This window comes from Mesorhizobium sp. P171375 (genome assembly GCF_057786075.1).
Genome location: NZ_JBYNWF010000001.1, coordinates 2,810,577 through 2,829,610 on the forward strand (window position 1 = coordinate 2,810,577; position 19,034 = coordinate 2,829,610).

Consider the following 19,034-nt stretch of genomic DNA (forward strand, 5'->3'; position numbering starts at 1 on the left):
GGCCACTTGCCGTAATCGGGTCGGACGCCGAGTCGGCCTCTACCGCCGATGCCGCATCGTCCAAGGCATACGATCCTGCACCACAAGATCCTGAGTCGCCCGAGGAACGGATCGTCTCGTCGATCTAGTTGGTCTTCAGCTTGCCAACGCGATTTTCAGCGATCCAGCGGGCGGCAAGTACCAGCGCGCCCATGCTGAAATCCTTGCCGTGCTTGGCCACCATCTCTTCCGAAAGCTCGGCGAGCCGTTCGAAAAATTCGTCCTTGCTCTTGTCCTTGGCTGTGAGGTCGGTCTGCATTTCATCCTCCTGTTTCATATCGGACTGCGTCCGTTATTTGAACATCTGCGCGGGAAAGGTGACGATCGTGGCGGTGCCGTCGACGGCGCCCACCGCCAGGTGTCGTCCGTCGCCGGACCAGGCAAGCGCGGTGACCGCGCTGCCCAGCGGCCTGACGAGGAGCTCGTCCCGGCCGCCGGTCTGAGCGACTATGATGCGGCCGTTGGCATAGCCCGCCGCAATCAGCTTCTTTTCCGGGTGTGCCGCCACCGCCTCGACAAGAACCAGTCCTGCGCGCCCAGTCTCCAGCGCGCCGGAGGTGTCGCCGCCAACCGGCGGGGCGGTCATCGACCAGCCGGCGATCCGGAAGGCACCCGAGGCAAACAGCGCATTTGCCGGGTGGCTCCAGCACATTGTCCGCACCGGCGATGGAAATCCCGCAACGATGTCCACTCGGCCATCGGCCAGACTGACCAGGGCAAAGCCGCCTGTTTCGAGCCCGCAGGCCACCCATGTGCCGTCGCCGCTCCAGCGGATCGACACCGGGTGCGCTGGAAGGGAGATATCGTGCATCAAGGCTGCATCGCCCTCGACCGCCCAGATCGACAGCCCTTCACCAACGCCGCAGGCCAGGCGCCGCCCGCCCGGCGAGAAGGCGAGGGCCCCTGTCGACGATGGTTCACCCCGTCCCAGGGGCATCGCGCCGCTGTGGCCGCTCGCGAGGAAGACATCATGCCCATTGCTGACGGCTGTCCTGTCCGCCCTTGTGCTGTAGTCGATGGCCACGATCGGTCCATCGATCTTTACCAGAGGGGCCCCGATTTCACCGCCGGCGGTTAGGCCCAGCACTTCGCCGCTGGCCGCTCCGACCAGAAAGCCGGAATGCGTATGGGCGACGATCGGAACATCGCCATCTCCGAATGCCGCGGTGGCGATCAGCGGCACGGGTGGCTTCTCCCTGGGGCGGATCGTCGTCTGGCCGAGATCGTGGCTCACCCTGAGCCGCGATTCCGGCGGCTCGTTATCCGCGACCGCGGCAACAGCGACGGTTCCGTCCACCGAGGTGAAAGCGACAGCCGAGCCGTCGCTGCTGAAGCGCAGATCGGCGATCGCCGACGGTCGCTGCCAACTGCGGGCCAGGAGGTCGAACAAGGTCAGGTTCTGCATCGTCTGCTGGTTCATGCTCTCTCTCCCGTCAGTTCTTGTTCGCCGTTGCGACAAGCTGGCGATCAAGCTCCTCGATGTCGGCTTCGGCCGAGACGATGCGCTCCTCGCAAGCTACGCATGCCTGCAGGATCGCCGCCGCGCTCTGCTCAGCCTCATGCAAGTCCCGCACCAGTTGCGCGCTGGCGTGGCTCCTGCCGATTTCCAGCTCCAGCCGCAGCACTTCCATTTCGATACCGGCGCGTTTCTGGTTGAGCCGCAGTGCTTCCGCCGTGAGGGCGGAGACGCTGGCGACGAGATCGAGCCGGCGAGCAAGCAGCGCGTCACGCCTGGCCGTTTCGGATCCTTTGGTCATTTTTCGCTCCCCGAAGGCCCGGACGATTTTTCAAAAGCCGACAGCAATTTGGGCAATGTGCCGGCCTGCGACTGGAACTGCTTTTCGGCCGTGTCGATGTGACTCTTGAGCTGGTCCCACATGTCGACGCGGATCATTGATGTCGTATCGCCGGTCAGCCGCTCGATCTCGTCGACGCGGAACTGACGCGTCAGCGAAACGCCGGAAAACACGAACTCGCGCAGCAGGATCGCATGGCTTTCGATGAACAGATGGATCATCGGATGTGTCTCCGTGGTGACGCCGCCGGCGGCGAGCTCGGCGCGGATGAAGTCCTGGAAATGGCTCTGCAGGCGGTGCTGGCTCTCGCCCATGAAGCGCATGACGAAGACCAGATCGCGGGGCATCAGCTTGACGAGATCGCCAGCGACGCCATCGGCATGGCTGGACATTGGTCCGGTCGGCTCGCTTGCGTCCTTGTCGTTCGGCATGGTCTTTCTCCAGCGCCAGCTCGGCCCATGGGTCGTCGCTTTTCAAATAGTCTGGAAAGACGAAGACTTAAACAGATAATATGAATTTCATTTGTTTGCTGCGGATGCTAACTAGATATGCTGCGCTTGCGAATATATGGTAAATATTACAGGCGTAAGTTACAACTGTAAAAGAACGTTACAGTTGGGTGCCGGGTCGCCTGCCGAAAAGGCAACGATCTTGTTTCGAATGCCAGACGTGAGCGCTATTTTAAAACTGGCACGGCGCTTGCTTTGTTCATTTCCACAAGAAGCCCATCGCGCCTGACGCGGTGCCAAAAGAACGAAGGAACGGAGGAAGCAGAACCGCTTCGATACGCCCATCGCACATGCGGTTGGCGCGCCGCGGATCCCTGCCAGACGCCTCGAAACCTTTGCCCCGATCCACTTGAACGGCCGGACCCCGGGTCGCGCCTCGACGCGCAACGCTTTGTCATGCCGCTCGCACTCTCACTGGCGGTGCTTTGCCGCTTCATGCCGGGGTCAAGGGACCTGCGGCTCAAACCTGGTGGAGGCTTATGACCATGACGTCTCTGACGCTCAACAAGATTACCTCGCAACGCGGAATCTCCGTCGGCGAGGCGACCAAAAAGATCGCCGATCTCGGCTGGAATCCTTCCTACGTCCAGGAAGCGATGACGTTTCCGACCGACTACAAGATCAACAAGACGCCGCGCGACCCGATGAAGCAGGTTTTGCGGTCCTACTTCCCGATGCAGGAAGAGAAGGACAACCGCGTCTACGGCGCGCTCGATGCGGCATTGCGCGGCGACATGTTCCGCAATGTCGAGCCGCGCTGGGTCGAGTGGATGAAGCTCTTCCTGGCCATCATTCCTTTCCCGGAAATCTCGGCTGCCCGCTCGATGGCGATGGTCGCCCGCATCGCGCCCGGTGAGGAACTGCGGACCGGCTTCACCATGCAGATGATCGACGAGTTCCGCCACTCGACGATCCAGATGAATTTGAAGAAATGGTACATGGAAAACTACATCGATCCGGCCGGCTTCGACATCACCGAGGAAGCCTTCGGAAAATGCTACGCCACCACCATCGGCCGGCAGTTCGCGGAAGGTTTCATCACCGGGGATACGATGACCGCCGCCTGCATGTACCTGACCGTGGTCGCCGAGACCGCCTTCACCAACACGCTGTTCGTCGCCATGCCTTCGGAAGCCGCCCGTAACGGCGACTACGCGCTGCCGACCGTCTTCCTGTCGGTGCAATCCGACGAGAGCCGGCACATCGGCAACGGCCACTCGCTACTGATGGCGGCGCTCAAGGAGCCGGAGAACCATCTCTTGCTCGAGCGCGACCTGCGCTACGCCTTCTGGCAGAACCACGCCATCGTCGATGCGGCCATCGGCACCTTCATCGAATACGGCACCACCAACCGCGACAAGAACAAGGAGTCCTACGCGGAAATGTGGCACCGCTGGATCTATGAGGACTACTACCGCACCTACATGCTGCCGCTCGAGAAATACGGCATCAAGGTCCATCACGACGACGTCCAGGCAGCCTGGGAACGCATCACCAAGAAGAATTACGTCCACAAGGTCGGGCAGTTCTTCGCGGTTGGCTGGCCGGTTAATTTCTGGCGCATCGAAGCCCAGACCGACAAGGACTTCGAGTGGTTCGAGCACAAATATCCGGGCTGGTACGCCGAATTCGGCGAGTTCTGGAAATGGTACGCCAAGCTCAGCCACAAGGGCGAGAAGGTGCTGCTGTTCAACAGCGACGTCGGCTACGTCTATCCGCACCGCTGCTGGTCGTGCCTCGTTCCCTGCCTGATCCGCGAGGACATGGTGGTCGGCGAGATCAACGGCGAACTCTACACCTTCGCCCATGAACTCGACCGCTGGACCACGATGGTCGCCTTCAACGATGAGTATGAGGGCCGTCCGACGCCCGCCATGGGCCGCTTCAGCGGCAAGCGCGAGTGGGAGACGCTTTATGACGGTTGGGACCTGGCCGATGCCATCAAGGACCTGAACTTCGTCCGTTCCGACGGCAAGACACTGGTTCCGCAGCCGCATCTGCGCTTCGACGACAAGGAGATGTGGACGCTCGACGATGTGCGCGGCAACACGCTCGGATCGCCGCTCAACGCGCTGCGTGCCATGTCGCCCGCGGACCGTGAGAAGCACCTGGCGGAGTACCGGGCCGGCTTCACGATCAATCCCTGCAACTGATCAGGCCAAGGGGGCGGGTTCGTCCCGCCCCTTCCTTTCACTGGAGGTCCGTATGTCGGAAACCCACACGGTCAGGCTCAGTCCGGTCGGCGTCGAATTCGAGGTCGAGAACGGCGAAACGGTGCTCAACGCCGCATTTCGCCAGGGCATCGCCCTGCCGCACGGCTGCAAAGAGGGGCAATGCTCGGCCTGCAAGAGCGTGTTGCTCGAAGGCGAAGTCGACATGCTGAAATACTCGACCTTCGCACTGAACGACATGGAGAAGGAAAGCGGCCACGTCCTGTTGTGCCGTTGCATCGCCTACTCCGACCTGGAAGTCGAGCTCCTCAACTACGACGAGGAGATTCTGGCGAAAGCGATCGCCGTGAAAACCTACAAGGGCCGGATTGCTCGCATCGAGCACCTGACCCACGACATTCGCGGCATCGAGATCGAACTCGGCTCGCCGATGAAGTTTTGGGCGGGGCAATATGTCGACATCACGGTTACCACGCAAAAAGGGGAGACGATTACGCGCTCGTTCTCCATGGCAAATACGCCGGACCAAACCCAAAAACTCTCCTTCATCATCAAAAAATACCCTGAAGGAAAGTTCTCGGGAGAACTCGATTCCGGAGGCATCAGGGCCGGAGCCGAAGTCACAGTCGTCGGACCGTACGGAACCTGTTTCCGCCGCGACGAACGGCAAGGACCCCTGATCCTGGTCGGCGCCGGATCGGGCATGTCGCCGATCTGGTCGATCCTCAACGACCACCTGAAGAGCGGTGAGAAACGTCCGGTGTATTTCTTCTACGGCGCCCGGACCCGCAACGACCTGTTCTACCTCGACAGGATCGCCGAGCTGGTCGGCAATCATTCCGATGTCACCTTCATTCCCGTGCTGTCGCACGCCAATGACGACGCCGAATGGCAGGGCGAACGCGGCTTCGTTCACCAGAGCGTCGACGCCATCCTCAAGCAACTCGCCGTCGACGGGCAGGGCGATGTCCATGCCTGTGGCCCGCCGCCGATGATCGATGCGCTACAGCCGGTGCTGTTCATGAACGGCTTCGAAACGGAGCGGATCTTCTTCGACAAGTTCACCACATCGGCAGGTGTAACGCCGGCCCATTGAGGGCGGCAACGCGCAAGCCACCACAACTGCAACAAGGGAGAGAGACTATGCCTGCAACCTCGAGTTCAGTCGGATCCGGAGCCGCCGGTGCTGCGATCTTCGCCGACTCCGACAGCCGGAAATACAGGTATTTCGAGCCGAAAGGTCAGCGTGCGACCCACTATGAGGACATGACGGTCGACGTGCAGCCCGATCCGGAACGCTACCTGATCCAGAACTGGATCATCTCCTTCGCCGACGGCAAGGGCGCCTACGTCAAGCAGAACACCGCCGCCCAGAGCTCCAACTGGCATGCCTTCCGCGCCCCCGACCAGGAATGGGAGCGCACGCATTACCAGCGCCAGTCGAAGATCGAGACGATGGTGCAGAGCGTCATCAACAATGCCCGCAAGTCGGGCGCGCCAAAAACCTTCGACAAGGCCTGGGTCAAGATCCTGCAGACGCAGCTCGGCGCCTGGAAACATGCCGAATTCGGGCTCGGCACCTCGCTGATGCAGGCGCAGCGTTACGGCTACACCCAGATGATCAACAACGCGACGCTGACCAACTCTTCCTACAAGCTCAGGCTTGCCCAGGACATCACGCTTTACCTTGCCGAGATCGGCATGGACCTTCCCGACTGGGACGATGAGCTCGGCAAGAAGGCCTGGCTCGACGACAAGAACTGGCAAGGCACGCGCGAAGCGGTCGAAACCATCATGGGCGCGACCGATTATCTCGAGCAGTATTTCGCCATCAACATCGTCTTCGAGCCGCTGGTGGGCGAGGTGTTCCGCTCAGGCTTCCTGATGCAGATCGCCGCCGCCAACCACGACTTCATCACGCCGGCGGTGATCTCGGCCGCTGAGGCCGACTACGAGCGCAACCTCGCCAACACGATCGACCTCATCCACATGCTCGCCAACGACGAGAAGTACGGCGCGGCGAACAGGAAGCTCTTCCAGGGCTGGGTCAAGAAACACGGCGCGCTCGCCGACAAGGCAGCCACCGGCCTGCAGCCGATCTGGTCGATGCCGCATTCCAAGCCGGTCGCGTTCGTGGATGTCCGCGCCAAATCCGAGGAACGAATTGGCCAGATCCTCGGCGAACTCGGCCTCAAGCGCTGAAACAGGGAGAAATCGTCATGTCACTAGCAGCACGCGACGCAACGCATTCCAACATCTTCAAGGCGATGAAGGACATCACCTTCGAGCAGACGATCTCGCACCAGTGCGGCGTCACCATGAACGACTCGGTCGAGGCTCGCGCCATCGCCGAATTCATGGGCCAGAAGCCCGGTGTCACCATCACCTACCAGCCGGCGCTGATCCGCATCGACGGTGACGGCAAGCTGATCTTCAAGATGGACGCGATCGGCGAATATCTCGGCCGCGAGATTTCGGCCGAGACCTTCGAGGTCAACACCTCCACGCATTACGGCCGCATGGTCCGCGTCGACGACAACACCGTGATCCTGTTCGGCAACATGGATGAGATGTTCGAATACATCGAATAGCCGCCAAGGAAACTGGCGCGCCGCGGGTGCGGCGCGCCGAACCGATCAATGCGATTGCTGCGGAGGCAACCATGTACAGAACACCGGAAGGCAAGGACATTTTCGTGGTCGACGGCCACACCCATTTCTGGGACGGCAGCCCGGAAAACCAGAAGAACATCCACGGCAAGCAGTTCATCGAATGCTTCTATGCCTATCACACCGGCTTGAGCCCGAAGGAACAGCTGTGGGAGAAAAGCAAGTTCGAGAAGTACAGCGCCGACGATCTCTATCGCGACCTGTTCATCGACGGGCCCGACGATGTGGCGATCGTCCAGTCGACCTACCTCAAGGATTTCTACAAGAACGGCTTCAACACGATCGAGCGCAACGCCGAGGTTGCCAAGCGCTATCCTGAGCGTTTCATCGTCAACGGTGCCTTCGACCCGCGCGACGGCGAGAAGGCGCTGGAATACATCCACTTCCTCAAGGAGACCTACAACGTCAAGGGCGTGAAGATGTACACGGCCGAATGGAACGGCGCCTCCAAGGGTTGGAAGCTCACCGATCCCGATGCCTACAAATGCTTCGAACTCTGCGACAAGCTCGGCATCAAGAACATCCACGTTCATAAGGGCCCGACGATCATCCCGCTGAGCAAGGATGCCTTCGACGTTCATGACGTCGACCACGCTGCGACGGATTTCCAAAACCTCAATTGGATTGTCGAGCATTGCGGCCTGCCGCGTCTCGACGATTTCTGCTGGATCGCGACGCAGGAAACCAATGTCTATGGCGGGCTGGCGGTGGCGCTGCCCTTCATCCACGCGCGGCCGCGTTATTTCGGCGAGGTGATCGCCGAGCTGTTGTTCTGGCTCGGACCGGAGAAGATCCTGTTTGGTTCCGACTACGCGATCTGGACGCCGCGCTGGCTGGTCGAGAAATTCTGGGCCTACCAGATCCCTGAGGACATTGCCGCCGAACGCGGCGTGCAGCTGACCGACGAGATCAAGGAGAAGATTCTCGGCCTCAACGCCGCGCGCCTCTACAACATCGACGTCGAAGCCAAGAAGAAGGCGCTCGCCGGTTCGCCCTTCAGCATCGCGGCGGAGTAGGAGCCATGGCAACCGCCAGCGTTTCCGGCGACCGCCAGAAGGAACTCTGGCGGCGCCTTGGTGAGGTCAACGACCCGGAACTCGACGAACCCATCACCGAGATGGGTTTCGTCGAGCGGGCGCAAGTAACGGGCGATGGCAGCGTGGAGATAGATTTCCGCCTGCCGACCTACTGGTGCTCGCCCAACTTCGCGTTCCTGATGCTGGACGGCGTGCGCAAGGTGCTCGACCAGCTCTCCTGGGCACCGGCCTATCGCGTCAAGCTGCACGACCACATGTTCGCGGAGGAGGTCAATCGCGGCATGGCGGAAGGCAAGACCTTCGGCGACATTTTCGCCGTGCTTGCCGAGGATCAGGATCTCGGCGCCTTGCGCGAAACCTTCGCAATGAAGGCATTCAAGCGGCGCCAGGAAGCGCTTCTGCGCGGCCTCAAGGCGCACGGTCTGACCGATCGCGAAATCCTCGGGATGGACCTGCCGGCCTATGACGTCGCGCGGTTCGAACCGGGCGAGACAGCCAAACAGAAACCGCGATACCGGGCGGCCCTGCTCGAGCGGTTTCCCGATCGCCGGGTGGATGATCCTGTCTTCGTGACCTGGGAAGGGCAGCGTATCCCGCACGGCGCACTCAGCGCCCACCTCGCCGAACTGCGCGGTGTGCGCATCAACATGGAGTTCAACGGCGCGCTGTGCCGGGGGCTCAAGCAGAGCAGATACAAGGAACTGGATGTGATCGACGGCGAGCCGACGCTGGTCGATTTCATTCTGGATCGCGTGCCGGCGCGAACCGCGCCGACCGCCTGAAGCAGAACTGACAGCAACGGCCTCCCTCGCACGAGGCCCCCAACCAACAACCCGCCCGTAAGGCGGAAGGAGGAATCATGCCCAAGATAATGCTTCACAATTCCGACGCCCGCCGTGCTCTCGCCCGCGGCGTCTTCCGGCTCGCCGCCGCCGTCGAGCCGACGCTTGGCCCCAAAGGCATGAACGCCATGATCGACCGGCCGATCGGCACACCGATGGTGACCCGTGACGGTGTCAGCATCGCCTCCGAGATCGAGCTGCACGACCGTTTCGAAAACATGGGCGCGCAAGTCGTTCGCGAAGTCTCGATGCAGACTAACGAGATCGCCGGCGACGGCACCACGACCGCCATCGTGCTCGCCAACGCTCTGATCCAGGGTGGCGTCGAGGCGAATGAGCGCGGGGTGAAATCCGTTGACCTGTGCAAGGGCATCGACCTTGCCGTGGCGGCGGTGGTGGCTGCGCTCAAGGCTTCGGCGAAGCCCGCCAAGGGCAACGGCATCCTGGCGTCGGTCGCCAACATCGCGGCGACCAATACGAAGCTTGGCGCGCTGGTGGCTGAGGCACATCAGCGGGTAGGCGCCGACGGCGTCATCACCACCGACTTCAGCGTCACCACCGAGACCACGCTCGATGTCGTCGAAGGCATGTCCTTCGAACGCGGCTATCTCTCGCATCACATGGTGACCGACCAGGAGAAGATGGAGGCTGTGCTCGAACGGCCTTACATCCTGATGACCGATCTCAAGATCAAGGAGCCCGGGCAGCTCGATGCGGTTCGCCGCATCGCCGACGAGGCTGGCCGGCCGCTGCTGATCGTGTCCGAGGAGATGTCGCCGGAAGTGGTGGTGACGCTGCTCGGCAAGCAGGGACCTGGAAAATACCTCGTCGTCCATCCGCCGGAATATGGCCATTGGCGCAAGGCGATGATGGAGGATCTGGCCATCATCACCGGCGGCAAGGTGATCGCGCGCGATCTCGGCGGCCGGCTCGAGGATATCACGGCGGATGATCTCGGTACGGCCGACCGGTTGAAGACCACTTCGTCCTACACCTCGATCATTCGCGGCGGCGGCGACCATGCCGCAATCGCCTCGCGTCGCGCGCAGGTGCAACGGCAGTACGAAGCCTCACAGCCCAACATCGATCAGGACAAGCTGCGCGAACGCCTGGCCAAGCTCTCCGGCGGCACCGCGATCCTCTATGCCGGCGGCGTCACGCCGGTGGAGCAGAAACGCACCATCCAGCTGATAGAAGATTCGCTGAATGCGGTGCGTGCCGCGTCCGAGGAGGGCGTCGTCGCCGGCGGCGGTTCAGCGCTCGCCCAGATCGCGCCGCTGCTCGACAAGGTGGCGGTCGGTGTCGACGGCGATGTCGCCGAGGGCGTGCGCCTGGTGCGCTCGGTGCTGTCGCGGCCGCTCTGGCGTATCGCCGCCAATGCCGGTGCTGATCCGGAAGCGGTGGTGGTCGAGGTCACCCGCATCAATGGCGGCTACGGCTACAACGCGTCGACCGGCGCGTACCAGAACATGTTCGAGGCAGGGATCATCGATCCGGTCCGCGTTACCTACACCGCGCTTGCCAATGCAGCCTCGGTGGCGACGCTGATCCTGACCACCGAAACGCTGATTGGCGACCTTGCCGAGGATGAGGATCCGACAGCCGGGCCGGCGCGTGGCGGCGGCTCTGAAAAACTAGGCCGCGCCTGAAGCAATCCAGACAATCTCGACGTTGAAAGGATACGACGATGAAAGCTGCCAGACTCTACGAATACGATCCGAAGATGAACGTCCGGCTCAAGATCGAGGAGGTCAAGGCGCCGACGATCACCGCGCCCGACGAAGTGATCGTGCGAGTGGGTGCCGCAGGCCTCTGCCGCACCGACCTGCACATTATTGAAGGCGTGTGGAAGCCGACCATGGATCCCGAGGGAACGCTGTTGCCCTACATCATGGGCCACGAGAATGCCGGCTGGGTCGAGGAGGTCGGCAGCGGCGTCAGGTCGGTCAAGCGCGGTGACGCGGTGATCTGCCATCCCTTCCGTTCGTGTGGCATCTGCCTCAACTGCCGCCATGGCGAGGACATGTATTGCGATAACGGCCAGTTTCCCGGCCTTGGCATGAATGGCGGCTTCGCCGAATATTTCATCACCAGCGAGCGTTCGCTGATCAAGCTCAATGCCAACATCACGCCGATCGAGGTGGCGCCGCTGGCCGATGCCGGCATCACCGCCTACCGCGCCGCCAAGCGCGCCGCAAAGCTCCTGCGGCCAGGCAGTTACTGCGTGCTGCTCGGCATAGGCGGGCTCGGCCATATCGCGCTGCAATCGCTGCACGCGATTTCGGGTTGCCGCATCATCGCCGTCGACCGGGAGCCGGCGGCGCGGGTGCTAGCCAAGGATCTGGGCGCCGATTTCATTCTTGACGGCGGGCCGAATGTCATCGAGAAAGTCAGCCAGATCACCGGCGGCGGCGCCCATGTGGTGATCGACTTCGTCGGTGAACTCGGTGTCGAGAACATCTGCTGGAAGATGGTGCGCAAGGGCGGGCAACTCTTCGTCGTCGGCTATGGCGGCAACATCAACGTGCCGACCGCGCATCTCGTCATCGAGGAGATCAACATCGGCGGCAGCCTGGTCGGCAATTTCACCGAGCTTGTCGAACTGATGGAGCTCAACGCCGACGGTAAGGTGAAGATGCACTACACCGAGTACAACCTCGCCAGCATCAACACCGCGCTCGACGATTTCAAGAACCGGCGTTTCACCGGCCGTGGCGTCATCGTGCCCTGAAACAACCGGACCGGATTCCGAACGAAGCCCGGTCGCCAGTCCGGTTTATCGGCCACAACTCCCCAACCCCATGGCGCAAATGCCATGGGCTCCTTTTTGTGCTGCGCATCAGATAAAACCGCGCCGGATGCCGTATTGGCCGAGCTTGCGATAGAGTGTCGGCCGCGAAATGCCGAGCCGCAGCGCAACCTTGCTTAGATTGCCGGCCTCCGCGACAAGCGCATTCTTGATCGCCTGGCGTTCCGCATCCTCGAAAGAGTACACCGGTGCTTCGAGCATGGCCGTGGGATGGTCGCTGTGCATGGCCATGCTGTTGCGATTGCCCGCACTGATTTCTCCGGGAAGGTCTTGCAGTTCGATCGTGCCGCCGCGCGCCATTATGTGCAGCCGCTCAACCAGGTTCTTCAGTTCGCGCACATTTCCCGGCCAGCGATAGGCCAGCAGCGCGTCGGAAGCTTCGTTTGAGAACTCCAGCGGATCGTTGCCCCCCAGCTTCGCGATCTGCCGGTTGAAATGCTCGATCAGCAGCAGCACGTCGTCACCGCGTTCTCGCAGGGGCGGGACATGGATCGAGACCGCACCGATGCGGTAGTAGAGATCGCTGCGGAAGCGTCCGGCCGCGACCTCCTGCTTGAGGTCGCGATTGGTCGAGGCTACCAGTCGCACGTCTACCGGCCGACCCCTGGAGTCGCCGATGCGGTGGACCACGCGCTCCTCCAGGACACGCAACAGGAATGGCTGGATTTCGAGCGGCAACTCGCCGATCTCGTCAAGACTGAGCACGCCGCCATTGGCCAGTTCGAAGATGCCCGGCTTGCCGTCGCGCGAAGCTCCGGTAAAGGCGCCGCCCACATGGCCGAACAATTCGCTGCCGAACAGCTCTTTGGTGATTGCGCCACAGTTCATGGCGATGAACGGATCGTTTTCGCTGCGCCGGCTGCCGGCATGGACCAGCCGCGCAAACAGCTCCTTTCCGACGCCGGTTTCGCCCTCTATCAGCAACGAAGTGACCCCGTTCGAGCCGGCCACCCGGGAGGCGACATCGACAGCGGCCAGCAATTTCTCGCTTTCGCCGACGATCATCGCCGCGGCTGCCCGCAGGTGTTTGTTGCCCTCCCGGCTTGTCACCGTGATGCTGGAGACGGCTGGCGTCGAGGGAAACACAAGAGCCGCGCCCCGAAGGTCGCCGTCGAGCTTCAGTGGCGTGACATGGCAGGATCGCAGATGCGGCGGCAGCGCGTTGGCGAGATCGGTGTCGGAGCCCGAGACCGGCAGGTTCATGAGCCAACGACCACGGCCCGGTTCCATCGGGCCGTCCATCATCTCCGTCGCGTCGCCGTTGGGCACGTTATTGCAGAAGATCGCGCGGCCACGATGGTCGACGATCACCAGCCCGTCCTTCCGGCGGTAGCTGGGCGCCGAGGAAATGAAGGCTTCGAGCAGACGGGTGCGCTGCTCTTGCTGCTGCTCGGCCAGCGCCTTTTCGATTTGCCTGGCAGTGGCGGCGACGAGGGCCGTGTTGTGCGGCCGGAAGATCGGCGAATAGCCTGACAGATCGACGACGCCGATGATCTTGCCGTCCAGCGGATCGCGAATCGGCGCGCCGGCACAGGTCCAGGATTTGATACCGGCGCAGAAATGTTCGGCGGCGTGGACGAAGATCGGCTCACCGGTCCACAGTGCCGTGCCGATGCCGTTGGTTCCAACGGCGTCCTCGTTCCATTTGCCGCCAACGGCCAGATGAATATCCATGCCGTCATGCAGTGTCTTCTTGTCGCCGATGGCATCGATCAGCACGCCGTCGCCGTCGGCAAGCACCAGCATCGCTCCCGTACCGTCCAGCAACCGGCCAAGCGAGGCGAATGACCGCCTCGCCGCCGATAGCAGTTCGGCATTGGCACGGGTCAGATATTCGATCTCGTTTCGGTCGCTGCTCAGCGGCGCTTCGATGCCCTGCGCATTGATGCCGCCAGTAGCGCTGCGATACCAGGAATCGTGAATCAGCGAGCGAACATGGACCGGATCGCGAGCGGATGTCGGCTCGTCGGAAAGAAAACTCTCCCAGGCGCGCATGGTGGCGCGCTCATCATAGTCGATGTTGTCCAGAGCCAGCTGTCCGGTGGCCATCGACGCACGCGTCGGAAGCGCATCGCTTTTCGTCCGATTGGGGCCGCTCGCGTGTTTCATTCAGTCATCACAGTACCTTTTGGGGTATGCCATTTCTGTATGCTTCGCGGATTGGACGTCCACAGCGACGCCCGAATGCCGGCGGTCAGTCGATGCCGAGTTTCGCACCGATGTCGGCGGCAAGCTGTTCTTCGGTATAAGTCGCGGTCAGCCGCGATCCGTCCAGGTTGGCAAGCGCCTCGGCGATGGTTTCATCGACCGGAGAGAAAAAGCCGTTCTGTTTTGTCGCCAGGACGAAGATCTGCTCCCCATTCCGGGTGCGGACATCGCCGATATGATGAAGTTGGCGGCCGGTGTTCTGATCCTTGGAGATCACACGGCCGTTCATGGTGACGCGGATGGACGGGCTCGCTTCGGCGGCCGTCGCCGCGCTGCCGCCAACATGGATGATCAGCCCTTCAGCCTTCGGTTGCTGGCGTGGCTTTCTGGAGGCCGAATAGCCACCGCCGCTGATCTGGTCAGCAAGGCGAACGATGGTCGAGCGGTTCTGTTCGATCAGCCGCTTGACCTGAACATCCTCGCGCCGCGGGCCGTCCCGCTTGGAGATGATCTCGACCATGAATCCTCCCAGATTCGTTGGCTTGGCGATGCCCGGGATACGGGTCATTCTTATTTGCAGCGAACCCTACACTGCCATCGCTGGATCCGCCATTCACAATAGGTAGCGCTGAAATTCATCTCGGTGGTAGCAGGTGGCTGCTACACGGGATTTCCGGCGCTCCATCGTTGGAGCTGGTGACGGTTCCTTCCAACCATACGGCCGATCGCCGTGCAGACGGCGAGAACGGGTTCTTCTCGGACCGGCTCTATCGCGAATTGACCGGCAGTACGGATGAGGCAAACGTGCTGGCCAAGGCCCTGGGCGGTTGGACCGCCCTGCCGATTGTCGACCGGATATAGGCGGCGCTTCAGAGTTAGTGGCGCAGGTGCGACAATTGAAATCCAGGCTTGTGTTCGACACCGGATAACAGCGATTCCGCCGACCGGAACATCTCTTCGAATTCCAGTTCGTTTTCAAACACCACGCCGCCAACGCTGATGGTCAGGGTATCCTCGGTTCCTTTCGGAGCGAAATAGGCCTGCGCCACGCGCGCCCGGATACGCTCGCCAATTTCCTTGGCATCGTCTTCCGTCGCACCGGGCAGAAAGACCCCGAACATGCAGGTTCCGATGCGGCCCACCAGATCTTCCTTGCGCACCGATGACTGGATGGTCGCGGCTATGAGCCGCAAGGCTTCGTCACCCCAGTCCAGCCCGAAGCGCAGATTGATGGACCTGATGTGTTCGGGATGAACGACCAGGAAGGCGCCGGATCTTGGACCGGACGATTCCTGCCTGGTTTTTCTCCTGTCGACCATCGACGTGAAGACTGTCCGGTTGAGGCAGCCTGTCAGGCTGTCAAAGGTCGCGGACTTATTGAGTTCTCTTCGATAATGGCCGAGCTCCATCCGCTGCAAGCCAATGAACAGGAAAAGCGGGCCACCGATAATGACCGGCAACAGGATCGCTGTGGCCATGCTGCGGCCGAACGGCGTCAAGGCTTCCGAGAACAGAAGCAGATAGTTGAGGCCAACTGAAAGCAGCAAAATTCCCGCCGATCCCAAGGCGGTAAGCCATGCGACGTCTTTCCATTGCTGCGGCGATCTATTCGCCATCGGTGTCATCATTCGTCAATCTCCCGCCTGATCGACTACCATAGGCCATGGTGCTGCACATTCAGTTTCGAGGAATCATACAATTTGAGTAATGGCGCAATCGCCTACCATCGGCCGAAACCTGGCCTTCAATGCAAGGCTGCGCTGGCAACGGTAGCGACACCGAATTGTCGGCTATTGTGGCGGGCCGAATATGCCCATCTCGGCACCCTTGGCCATTGCCTCCGCCTTGCCATAAATGCCACTTGCCAAGGCCGTCGCCCAGCCGTTGGAAACAAGCCAGGCACCGACATCCTGTTTGCCCAAATTGCACGGTGCGGCAATGGCGAAACGATCGATCTCCGGCGGCACGACGCATTTAAGCGCCCGACCGCGCAGCCATGAATTGAAAGCCGCCCGAGCACGTTGGCCGCAAGGCCAGGCGACCTCGCGAAACGAACAAGCCTTGTCCAGGTCGATGCCCTGGACCCCGCTGATGGCTACCGTGCGCCCCATGGATTCGAAGGTCGCCGAAGAGGTGACAACCGGTTGGTACAGCAGGACCGCTGGCCAATCCTTTGGCATCCGCAGCCCTGCAGGTGCTGCCTGGCCAAGCTCGCTGAGCGGCGGGCGCGGCTCTACCCGTTCGATTTGTGCCGGATCAAGTTGTGGCGGCGCGATAAGGTCCTGAGCAATTTTGCGTGCCCGTCCTAGCCATGGCGTATTGGCGACGGTCGCAGCCGGTCGCGTTGGCTGGCCATCGTCGATGGATTGACGTGCCGCTGGTATCGGTCGATCGATGGAAAGCAGATCGGCGGCTCGGACGATCAACAAGACCCCGGTCAGAAGCAGCAGGCTTCCGAGCAACACCACCAAACGATTGCGCCTCAGCCAGCCCATCAACTCAAGCAGATCCCAAGGAGTCTTGCCCCTCAGTACCCCGACGTCGATTTGGCGACCAGTTTGAGCGCACCTTTTTGAACCTGATAAAAGGGCATGGATCGCTCACTGGAGCCATCCGCCCGAAACCGGAACAAGCCGGTCGATCCGCGAAATCCGCTCCGATTTTCGAGCACCTGCTTGTTGAAGCCGCCGGGGCCGACCGCACTTGCAATCCCCGCTGTCAGGGCGACCATATCATAGGCGTAGGCGACATTGGCGTCGGCTGGATAATTGTAGGTCGTCTTGAAGCGGTCGGCGATTGGCCCGGTTTCGCTAGGGTCGAGCGTGGCGATGTAGGATCCTTCAAACAGCGGTTCGATCGGATGTTCCAGCCAGCGGTTGGTTCCAACGACGGCGACTGCTTTTCCAGGAATGCCTTTCGATTTGAGCGCCGCAAGGATCTGCGACGGGTTATCGTCGCCGCTGGCGATGACGATGGCATCGGGAGCATCGACCAGTGAGCCCATGTCGTTGACCGCTTTTGTGCCGCCGTCACCGGCCGAATACGGAAGGGTGACGGCGAGCGTCGCGCCATAGATGCTGAGGCTGTTGGCGACCCGTTTTTCAACCGCGCTGGCATTCGCGCCGGCCGCGACGAGCAGCACGAACTTCTTGCTGCCTTTGGCCGCCAGGCCGGCCGCGCCCGCGGCCGCGCTGTCGGCCTCGCTGAGGCGCACCGCATAGACGCCCGGGCCACCGGCGAAATTGTCGGCCAGCGCCAGCACTGGCGGCCGCTGCGATCCCGACAGCTTGGCTATGTGCTGAGCGGCCCCAAGCTCGACCGGGCCGATGACGATCTTGGTTCCAGTGGTGATAGCCTTCACCGCCAATTCGCTGGCGTGCGCGCTGTCGCCCTTGGTGTCCTCGACCGTGACCGTGAGCAGTGCATTGCCAAGGTCGGCCATCGCCAGCTTGGTCGCATCGAGCATCTTTCTGCCGCTTTCGCCGACGTTACCCGGGGCGGACAATGGCAGCAGCATCGTGACCTTCGTCGATCCGGTGCCGAGCGACTGCGTGGCTTGGGCCGGGCCGGCAGCGGCGCCGGCGGCCGGCGCTCCAGGTGCGGCGATCGCCGCCGGATCGAGCGCGTCCGAGACGCTGCCTTTCGACTGGCAGCCCGATATTATGCCCGCGAGCGCAAAGACGATCGCCCATGTCCACGAACTGTGGCCCTGCCGGCCAGATTCCATGATGCCTCCCATATCCCCGCCGGTTGTTTGTCCCGGTCTCATCGCGTTCATCTTACGGCAGACTTGCCTCGCCGTCTTTGTAATTGCCGGATCATGGTTTAGCCGTCGAAGAGCCCTGCCGGAGCGCCTTGATCACTCTGGCTTGCCCGGCGCTTCGATAGTCCGCGCATTTCATGTATCGCGGCCCGGGCACGAACAGCCGGCGCACGCAAATCCGCTTCGCCGTGGCAGGGGCGCCGTCATCTCCTGGTGTCGGGAATGCGGAGAAGCCAAACGTCGCCACCGGTAGCGGCCCGGCAACAGAAACGCCTTCTCTCGCCAGGATTGCACGCGCACGCCGGCAGTAGCGGACCGAAAGTTCGGAGAACCGGGTTTCACCATGCCCGGCGCGATACTTCATGACGGTGGTGCAGAGATCGCCTGCGGCAAGGCTGTTTGCCTGCGCCAGATATCTGACGCCGAGCGCGATGTTGGTCGCCGGCGCGCCGAGCTCGTCGAGCGAACCGCGAAAGCCGAGCATTCGCGCCGTTCCCGGCATCACCTGCATCAAGCCGACTTCGCCATCGGCGCCGTGCACATCGGGATCGAAACCGCTTTCGATCTCCATCACCGCGTGCGCCAGCATCGGCTCCAGGCCGTAGAGCGATGCCTGGCATGTCGCGAATGCCTTGAATGTCTCGCGAGTCCATTCCGGGCCGGCGTCGCAGCGGGCCGGCCGCGTCAAGCCGGACGGTGCTGATCTCTCCAGGCCAGGTCGTTCCAGCCAGTTGGCGCGGGCTTGCGTGGCAAGCTGACCAAAACCGGTCAATGCGATCACCGCAGCGATCGCCTTCGTCGATCGTCCGCCGACCATCGGGTCAGCCAACCGGCACGGCCAGATCCCTACCGGTCAGTTCATGTACTCGACCATGCGGTCGTGGAAGCACTCGCACTTGTTGAGGGTGTCTTCGTCTTTGTAGTTCGTCTTGAGATAGCCATAGGCCATGCCGCAGGCGACCTTGGCTTCCGATGCCCAAACGAAGGCGGGGCGCGAAGAATTGATCCATTCCGAGCTGTTGGCGACGGCCACTGACTCGTCCATCAGCTTCACCACCTCGGTCTTGAGATCGACGATGTTGTCGTTCAGCACCAGGTTCGACGTGCCGACCGTGCGGCAATAGTCGGCCACCGGCCCTTCGATGATATCGGCGGCGTAACCCGTCGACCCGACTGCCAGCAACAGCGTCGCAGCGGAAACCAGCAGTCTTGCAGAACGTTTCATGATGAACTCCCCTAGATATTAGCAGT

At 61.8% G+C, this 19,034-nt stretch carries 20 protein-coding genes; 9 read left to right on the top strand and 11 right to left on the bottom strand.

Annotation, left to right across the window (positions count from 1 at the left end; genetic code table 11):
• Positions 1–124 precede the first annotated feature (124 nt).
• From ACYHH6_RS13550 to ACYHH6_RS13565, 4 genes are read right to left on the bottom strand one after another with little or no spacing between them, the layout of a single operon-like run.
• Positions 125–298: a hypothetical protein gene (locus tag ACYHH6_RS13550; protein WP_352592968.1), complete on the bottom strand. Its 174-nt coding sequence runs from the start codon at positions 296–298 to the stop codon at positions 125–127.
• A 33-nt stretch (positions 299–331) separates the two neighbouring features.
• Positions 332–1,459: a WD40 repeat domain-containing protein gene (locus tag ACYHH6_RS13555; protein WP_352592970.1), complete on the bottom strand. Its 1,128-nt coding sequence runs from the start codon at positions 1,457–1,459 to the stop codon at positions 332–334.
• A 13-nt stretch (positions 1,460–1,472) separates the two neighbouring features.
• Positions 1,473–1,796: a hypothetical protein gene (locus ACYHH6_RS13560; RefSeq protein ID WP_352592973.1), complete on the bottom strand. Its 324-nt coding sequence runs from the start codon at positions 1,794–1,796 to the stop codon at positions 1,473–1,475.
• On the bottom strand, positions 1,793–2,266 hold the full coding sequence (locus ACYHH6_RS13565; RefSeq protein ID WP_352592976.1) for a hypothetical protein: 474 nt from the start codon (positions 2,264–2,266) through the stop codon (positions 1,793–1,795). Before ACYHH6_RS13565 ends, ACYHH6_RS13560 begins: the two co-directional genes overlap by 4 nt.
• A gap of 557 nt (positions 2,267–2,823) precedes the next feature.
• Between ACYHH6_RS13565 and ACYHH6_RS13570 the strand changes: the two genes are divergently transcribed.
• The 8 genes from ACYHH6_RS13570 to ACYHH6_RS13605 all read left to right on the top strand — a co-directional run bounded on the left by ACYHH6_RS13570 (position 2,824) and on the right by ACYHH6_RS13605 (position 11,794).
• Positions 2,824–4,497 (top strand): aromatic/alkene/methane monooxygenase hydroxylase/oxygenase subunit alpha, encoded by a 1,674-nt coding sequence (locus tag ACYHH6_RS13570; RefSeq protein ID WP_203279651.1) that lies wholly within the window; start codon positions 2,824–2,826, stop codon positions 4,495–4,497.
• 52 nt (positions 4,498–4,549) lie between these two features.
• Positions 4,550–5,611 (top strand): NADH:ubiquinone reductase (Na(+)-transporting) subunit F, encoded by a 1,062-nt coding sequence (locus ACYHH6_RS13575; RefSeq protein WP_352592979.1) that lies wholly within the window; start codon positions 4,550–4,552, stop codon positions 5,609–5,611.
• 47 nt (positions 5,612–5,658) lie between these two features.
• Positions 5,659–6,717: an aromatic/alkene monooxygenase hydroxylase subunit beta gene (locus tag ACYHH6_RS13580; RefSeq protein ID WP_112566239.1), complete on the top strand. Its 1,059-nt coding sequence runs from the start codon at positions 5,659–5,661 to the stop codon at positions 6,715–6,717.
• A 17-nt stretch (positions 6,718–6,734) separates the two neighbouring features.
• Positions 6,735–7,106: an MmoB/DmpM family protein gene (locus tag ACYHH6_RS13585; protein ID WP_096455128.1), complete on the top strand. Its 372-nt coding sequence runs from the start codon at positions 6,735–6,737 to the stop codon at positions 7,104–7,106.
• 71 nt (positions 7,107–7,177) lie between these two features.
• Positions 7,178–8,200 (top strand): amidohydrolase family protein, encoded by a 1,023-nt coding sequence (locus ACYHH6_RS13590; RefSeq protein ID WP_192259852.1) that lies wholly within the window; start codon positions 7,178–7,180, stop codon positions 8,198–8,200.
• A 5-nt stretch (positions 8,201–8,205) separates the two neighbouring features.
• Positions 8,206–9,003 (top strand): iron-sulfur cluster assembly protein, encoded by a 798-nt coding sequence (locus tag ACYHH6_RS13595; RefSeq protein WP_352592984.1) that lies wholly within the window; start codon positions 8,206–8,208, stop codon positions 9,001–9,003.
• Between the two features lie 77 nt (positions 9,004–9,080).
• Positions 9,081–10,712, top strand: coding sequence for a molecular chaperone GroEL (gene groEL, locus ACYHH6_RS13600; protein WP_352592987.1), 1,632 nt, complete (start codon positions 9,081–9,083; stop codon positions 10,710–10,712).
• 38 nt (positions 10,713–10,750) lie between these two features.
• On the top strand, positions 10,751–11,794 hold the full coding sequence (locus ACYHH6_RS13605; RefSeq protein ID WP_352592989.1) for an NAD(P)-dependent alcohol dehydrogenase: 1,044 nt from the start codon (positions 10,751–10,753) through the stop codon (positions 11,792–11,794).
• Between the two features lie 108 nt (positions 11,795–11,902).
• Here the strand turns inward: ACYHH6_RS13605 and ACYHH6_RS13610 are convergent, their stop codons facing one another.
• Together ACYHH6_RS13610 and ACYHH6_RS13615 are read right to left on the bottom strand one after the other, a co-directional pair.
• Entirely contained in the window at positions 11,903–13,921 is a 2,019-nt protein-coding gene (locus ACYHH6_RS13610) for a sigma-54-dependent Fis family transcriptional regulator (RefSeq protein WP_352592992.1), read from the bottom strand.
• Between the two features lie 145 nt (positions 13,922–14,066).
• On the bottom strand, positions 14,067–14,588 hold the full coding sequence (locus ACYHH6_RS13615) for a hypothetical protein (RefSeq protein ID WP_352592994.1): 522 nt from the start codon (positions 14,586–14,588) through the stop codon (positions 14,067–14,069).
• 119 nt (positions 14,589–14,707) lie between these two features.
• On the opposite strand from ACYHH6_RS13615, the gene ACYHH6_RS13620 reads away from it, so the two are divergent.
• Entirely contained in the window at positions 14,708–14,881 is a 174-nt protein-coding gene (locus ACYHH6_RS13620; protein ID WP_352592997.1) for a hypothetical protein, read from the top strand.
• A 14-nt stretch (positions 14,882–14,895) separates the two neighbouring features.
• Here the strand turns inward: ACYHH6_RS13620 and ACYHH6_RS13625 are convergent, their stop codons facing one another.
• The 5 genes from ACYHH6_RS13625 to ACYHH6_RS13645 all read right to left on the bottom strand — a co-directional run bounded on the left by ACYHH6_RS13625 (position 14,896) and on the right by ACYHH6_RS13645 (position 19,008).
• Positions 14,896–15,648 (bottom strand): GGDEF domain-containing protein, encoded by a 753-nt coding sequence (locus ACYHH6_RS13625; protein ID WP_352593000.1) that lies wholly within the window; start codon positions 15,646–15,648, stop codon positions 14,896–14,898.
• A gap of 162 nt (positions 15,649–15,810) precedes the next feature.
• Entirely contained in the window at positions 15,811–16,515 is a 705-nt protein-coding gene (locus ACYHH6_RS13630) for a thermonuclease family protein (RefSeq protein ID WP_352593015.1), read from the bottom strand.
• 32 nt (positions 16,516–16,547) lie between these two features.
• Positions 16,548–17,747, bottom strand: a complete 1,200-nt coding sequence (locus ACYHH6_RS13635) for a type 1 periplasmic-binding domain-containing protein (RefSeq protein ID WP_352593003.1) — start codon at positions 17,745–17,747, stop codon at positions 16,548–16,550.
• A gap of 91 nt (positions 17,748–17,838) precedes the next feature.
• Complete coding sequence (locus ACYHH6_RS13640) at positions 17,839–18,600, bottom strand: lytic transglycosylase domain-containing protein (protein WP_488500439.1); 762 nt, start codon at positions 18,598–18,600, stop codon at positions 17,839–17,841.
• Between the two features lie 36 nt (positions 18,601–18,636).
• A complete protein-coding gene (locus tag ACYHH6_RS13645) occupies positions 18,637–19,008 on the bottom strand; it encodes a hypothetical protein (RefSeq protein ID WP_352593009.1) in 372 nt (123 codons plus the stop codon).
• Between the last annotated feature and the right edge of the window lie 26 nt (positions 19,009–19,034).

What these genes read in the sequence shown, in the direction of transcription:
- ACYHH6_RS13550 (WP_352592968.1), bottom strand. Translation starts at nt 298, where the DNA reads ATGCAGACCGACCTCACAGCCAAGGACAAGAGCAAGGACGAATTTTTC.
- ACYHH6_RS13555 (WP_352592970.1), bottom strand. Translation starts at nt 1,459, where the DNA reads ATGAACCAGCAGACGATGCAGAACCTGACCTTGTTCGACCTCCTGGCC.
- ACYHH6_RS13560 (WP_352592973.1), bottom strand. Translation starts at nt 1,796, where the DNA reads ATGACCAAAGGATCCGAAACGGCCAGGCGTGACGCGCTGCTTGCTCGC.
- ACYHH6_RS13565 (WP_352592976.1), bottom strand. Translation starts at nt 2,266, where the DNA reads ATGCCGAACGACAAGGACGCAAGCGAGCCGACCGGACCAATGTCCAGC.
- ACYHH6_RS13570 (WP_203279651.1), top strand. Translation starts at nt 2,824, where the DNA reads ATGACCATGACGTCTCTGACGCTCAACAAGATTACCTCGCAACGCGGA.
- ACYHH6_RS13575 (WP_352592979.1), top strand. Translation starts at nt 4,550, where the DNA reads ATGTCGGAAACCCACACGGTCAGGCTCAGTCCGGTCGGCGTCGAATTC.
- ACYHH6_RS13580 (WP_112566239.1), top strand. Translation starts at nt 5,659, where the DNA reads ATGCCTGCAACCTCGAGTTCAGTCGGATCCGGAGCCGCCGGTGCTGCG.
- ACYHH6_RS13585 (WP_096455128.1), top strand. Translation starts at nt 6,735, where the DNA reads ATGTCACTAGCAGCACGCGACGCAACGCATTCCAACATCTTCAAGGCG.
- ACYHH6_RS13590 (WP_192259852.1), top strand. Translation starts at nt 7,178, where the DNA reads ATGTACAGAACACCGGAAGGCAAGGACATTTTCGTGGTCGACGGCCAC.
- ACYHH6_RS13595 (WP_352592984.1), top strand. Translation starts at nt 8,206, where the DNA reads ATGGCAACCGCCAGCGTTTCCGGCGACCGCCAGAAGGAACTCTGGCGG.
- groEL (WP_352592987.1), top strand. Translation starts at nt 9,081, where the DNA reads ATGCCCAAGATAATGCTTCACAATTCCGACGCCCGCCGTGCTCTCGCC.
- ACYHH6_RS13605 (WP_352592989.1), top strand. Translation starts at nt 10,751, where the DNA reads ATGAAAGCTGCCAGACTCTACGAATACGATCCGAAGATGAACGTCCGG.
- ACYHH6_RS13610 (WP_352592992.1), bottom strand. Translation starts at nt 13,921, where the DNA reads ATGGCCACCGGACAGCTGGCTCTGGACAACATCGACTATGATGAGCGC.
- ACYHH6_RS13615 (WP_352592994.1), bottom strand. Translation starts at nt 14,588, where the DNA reads ATGACCCGTATCCCGGGCATCGCCAAGCCAACGAATCTGGGAGGATTC.
- ACYHH6_RS13625 (WP_352593000.1), bottom strand. Translation starts at nt 15,648, where the DNA reads ATGATGACACCGATGGCGAATAGATCGCCGCAGCAATGGAAAGACGTC.
- ACYHH6_RS13630 (WP_352593015.1), bottom strand. Translation starts at nt 16,515, where the DNA reads ATGGGCTGGCTGAGGCGCAATCGTTTGGTGGTGTTGCTCGGAAGCCTG.
- ACYHH6_RS13635 (WP_352593003.1), bottom strand. Translation starts at nt 17,747, where the DNA reads ATGGAATCTGGCCGGCAGGGCCACAGTTCGTGGACATGGGCGATCGTC.
- ACYHH6_RS13640 (WP_488500439.1), bottom strand. Translation starts at nt 18,600, where the DNA reads ATGGTCGGCGGACGATCGACGAAGGCGATCGCTGCGGTGATCGCATTG.
- ACYHH6_RS13645 (WP_352593009.1), bottom strand. Translation starts at nt 19,008, where the DNA reads ATGAAACGTTCTGCAAGACTGCTGGTTTCCGCTGCGACGCTGTTGCTG.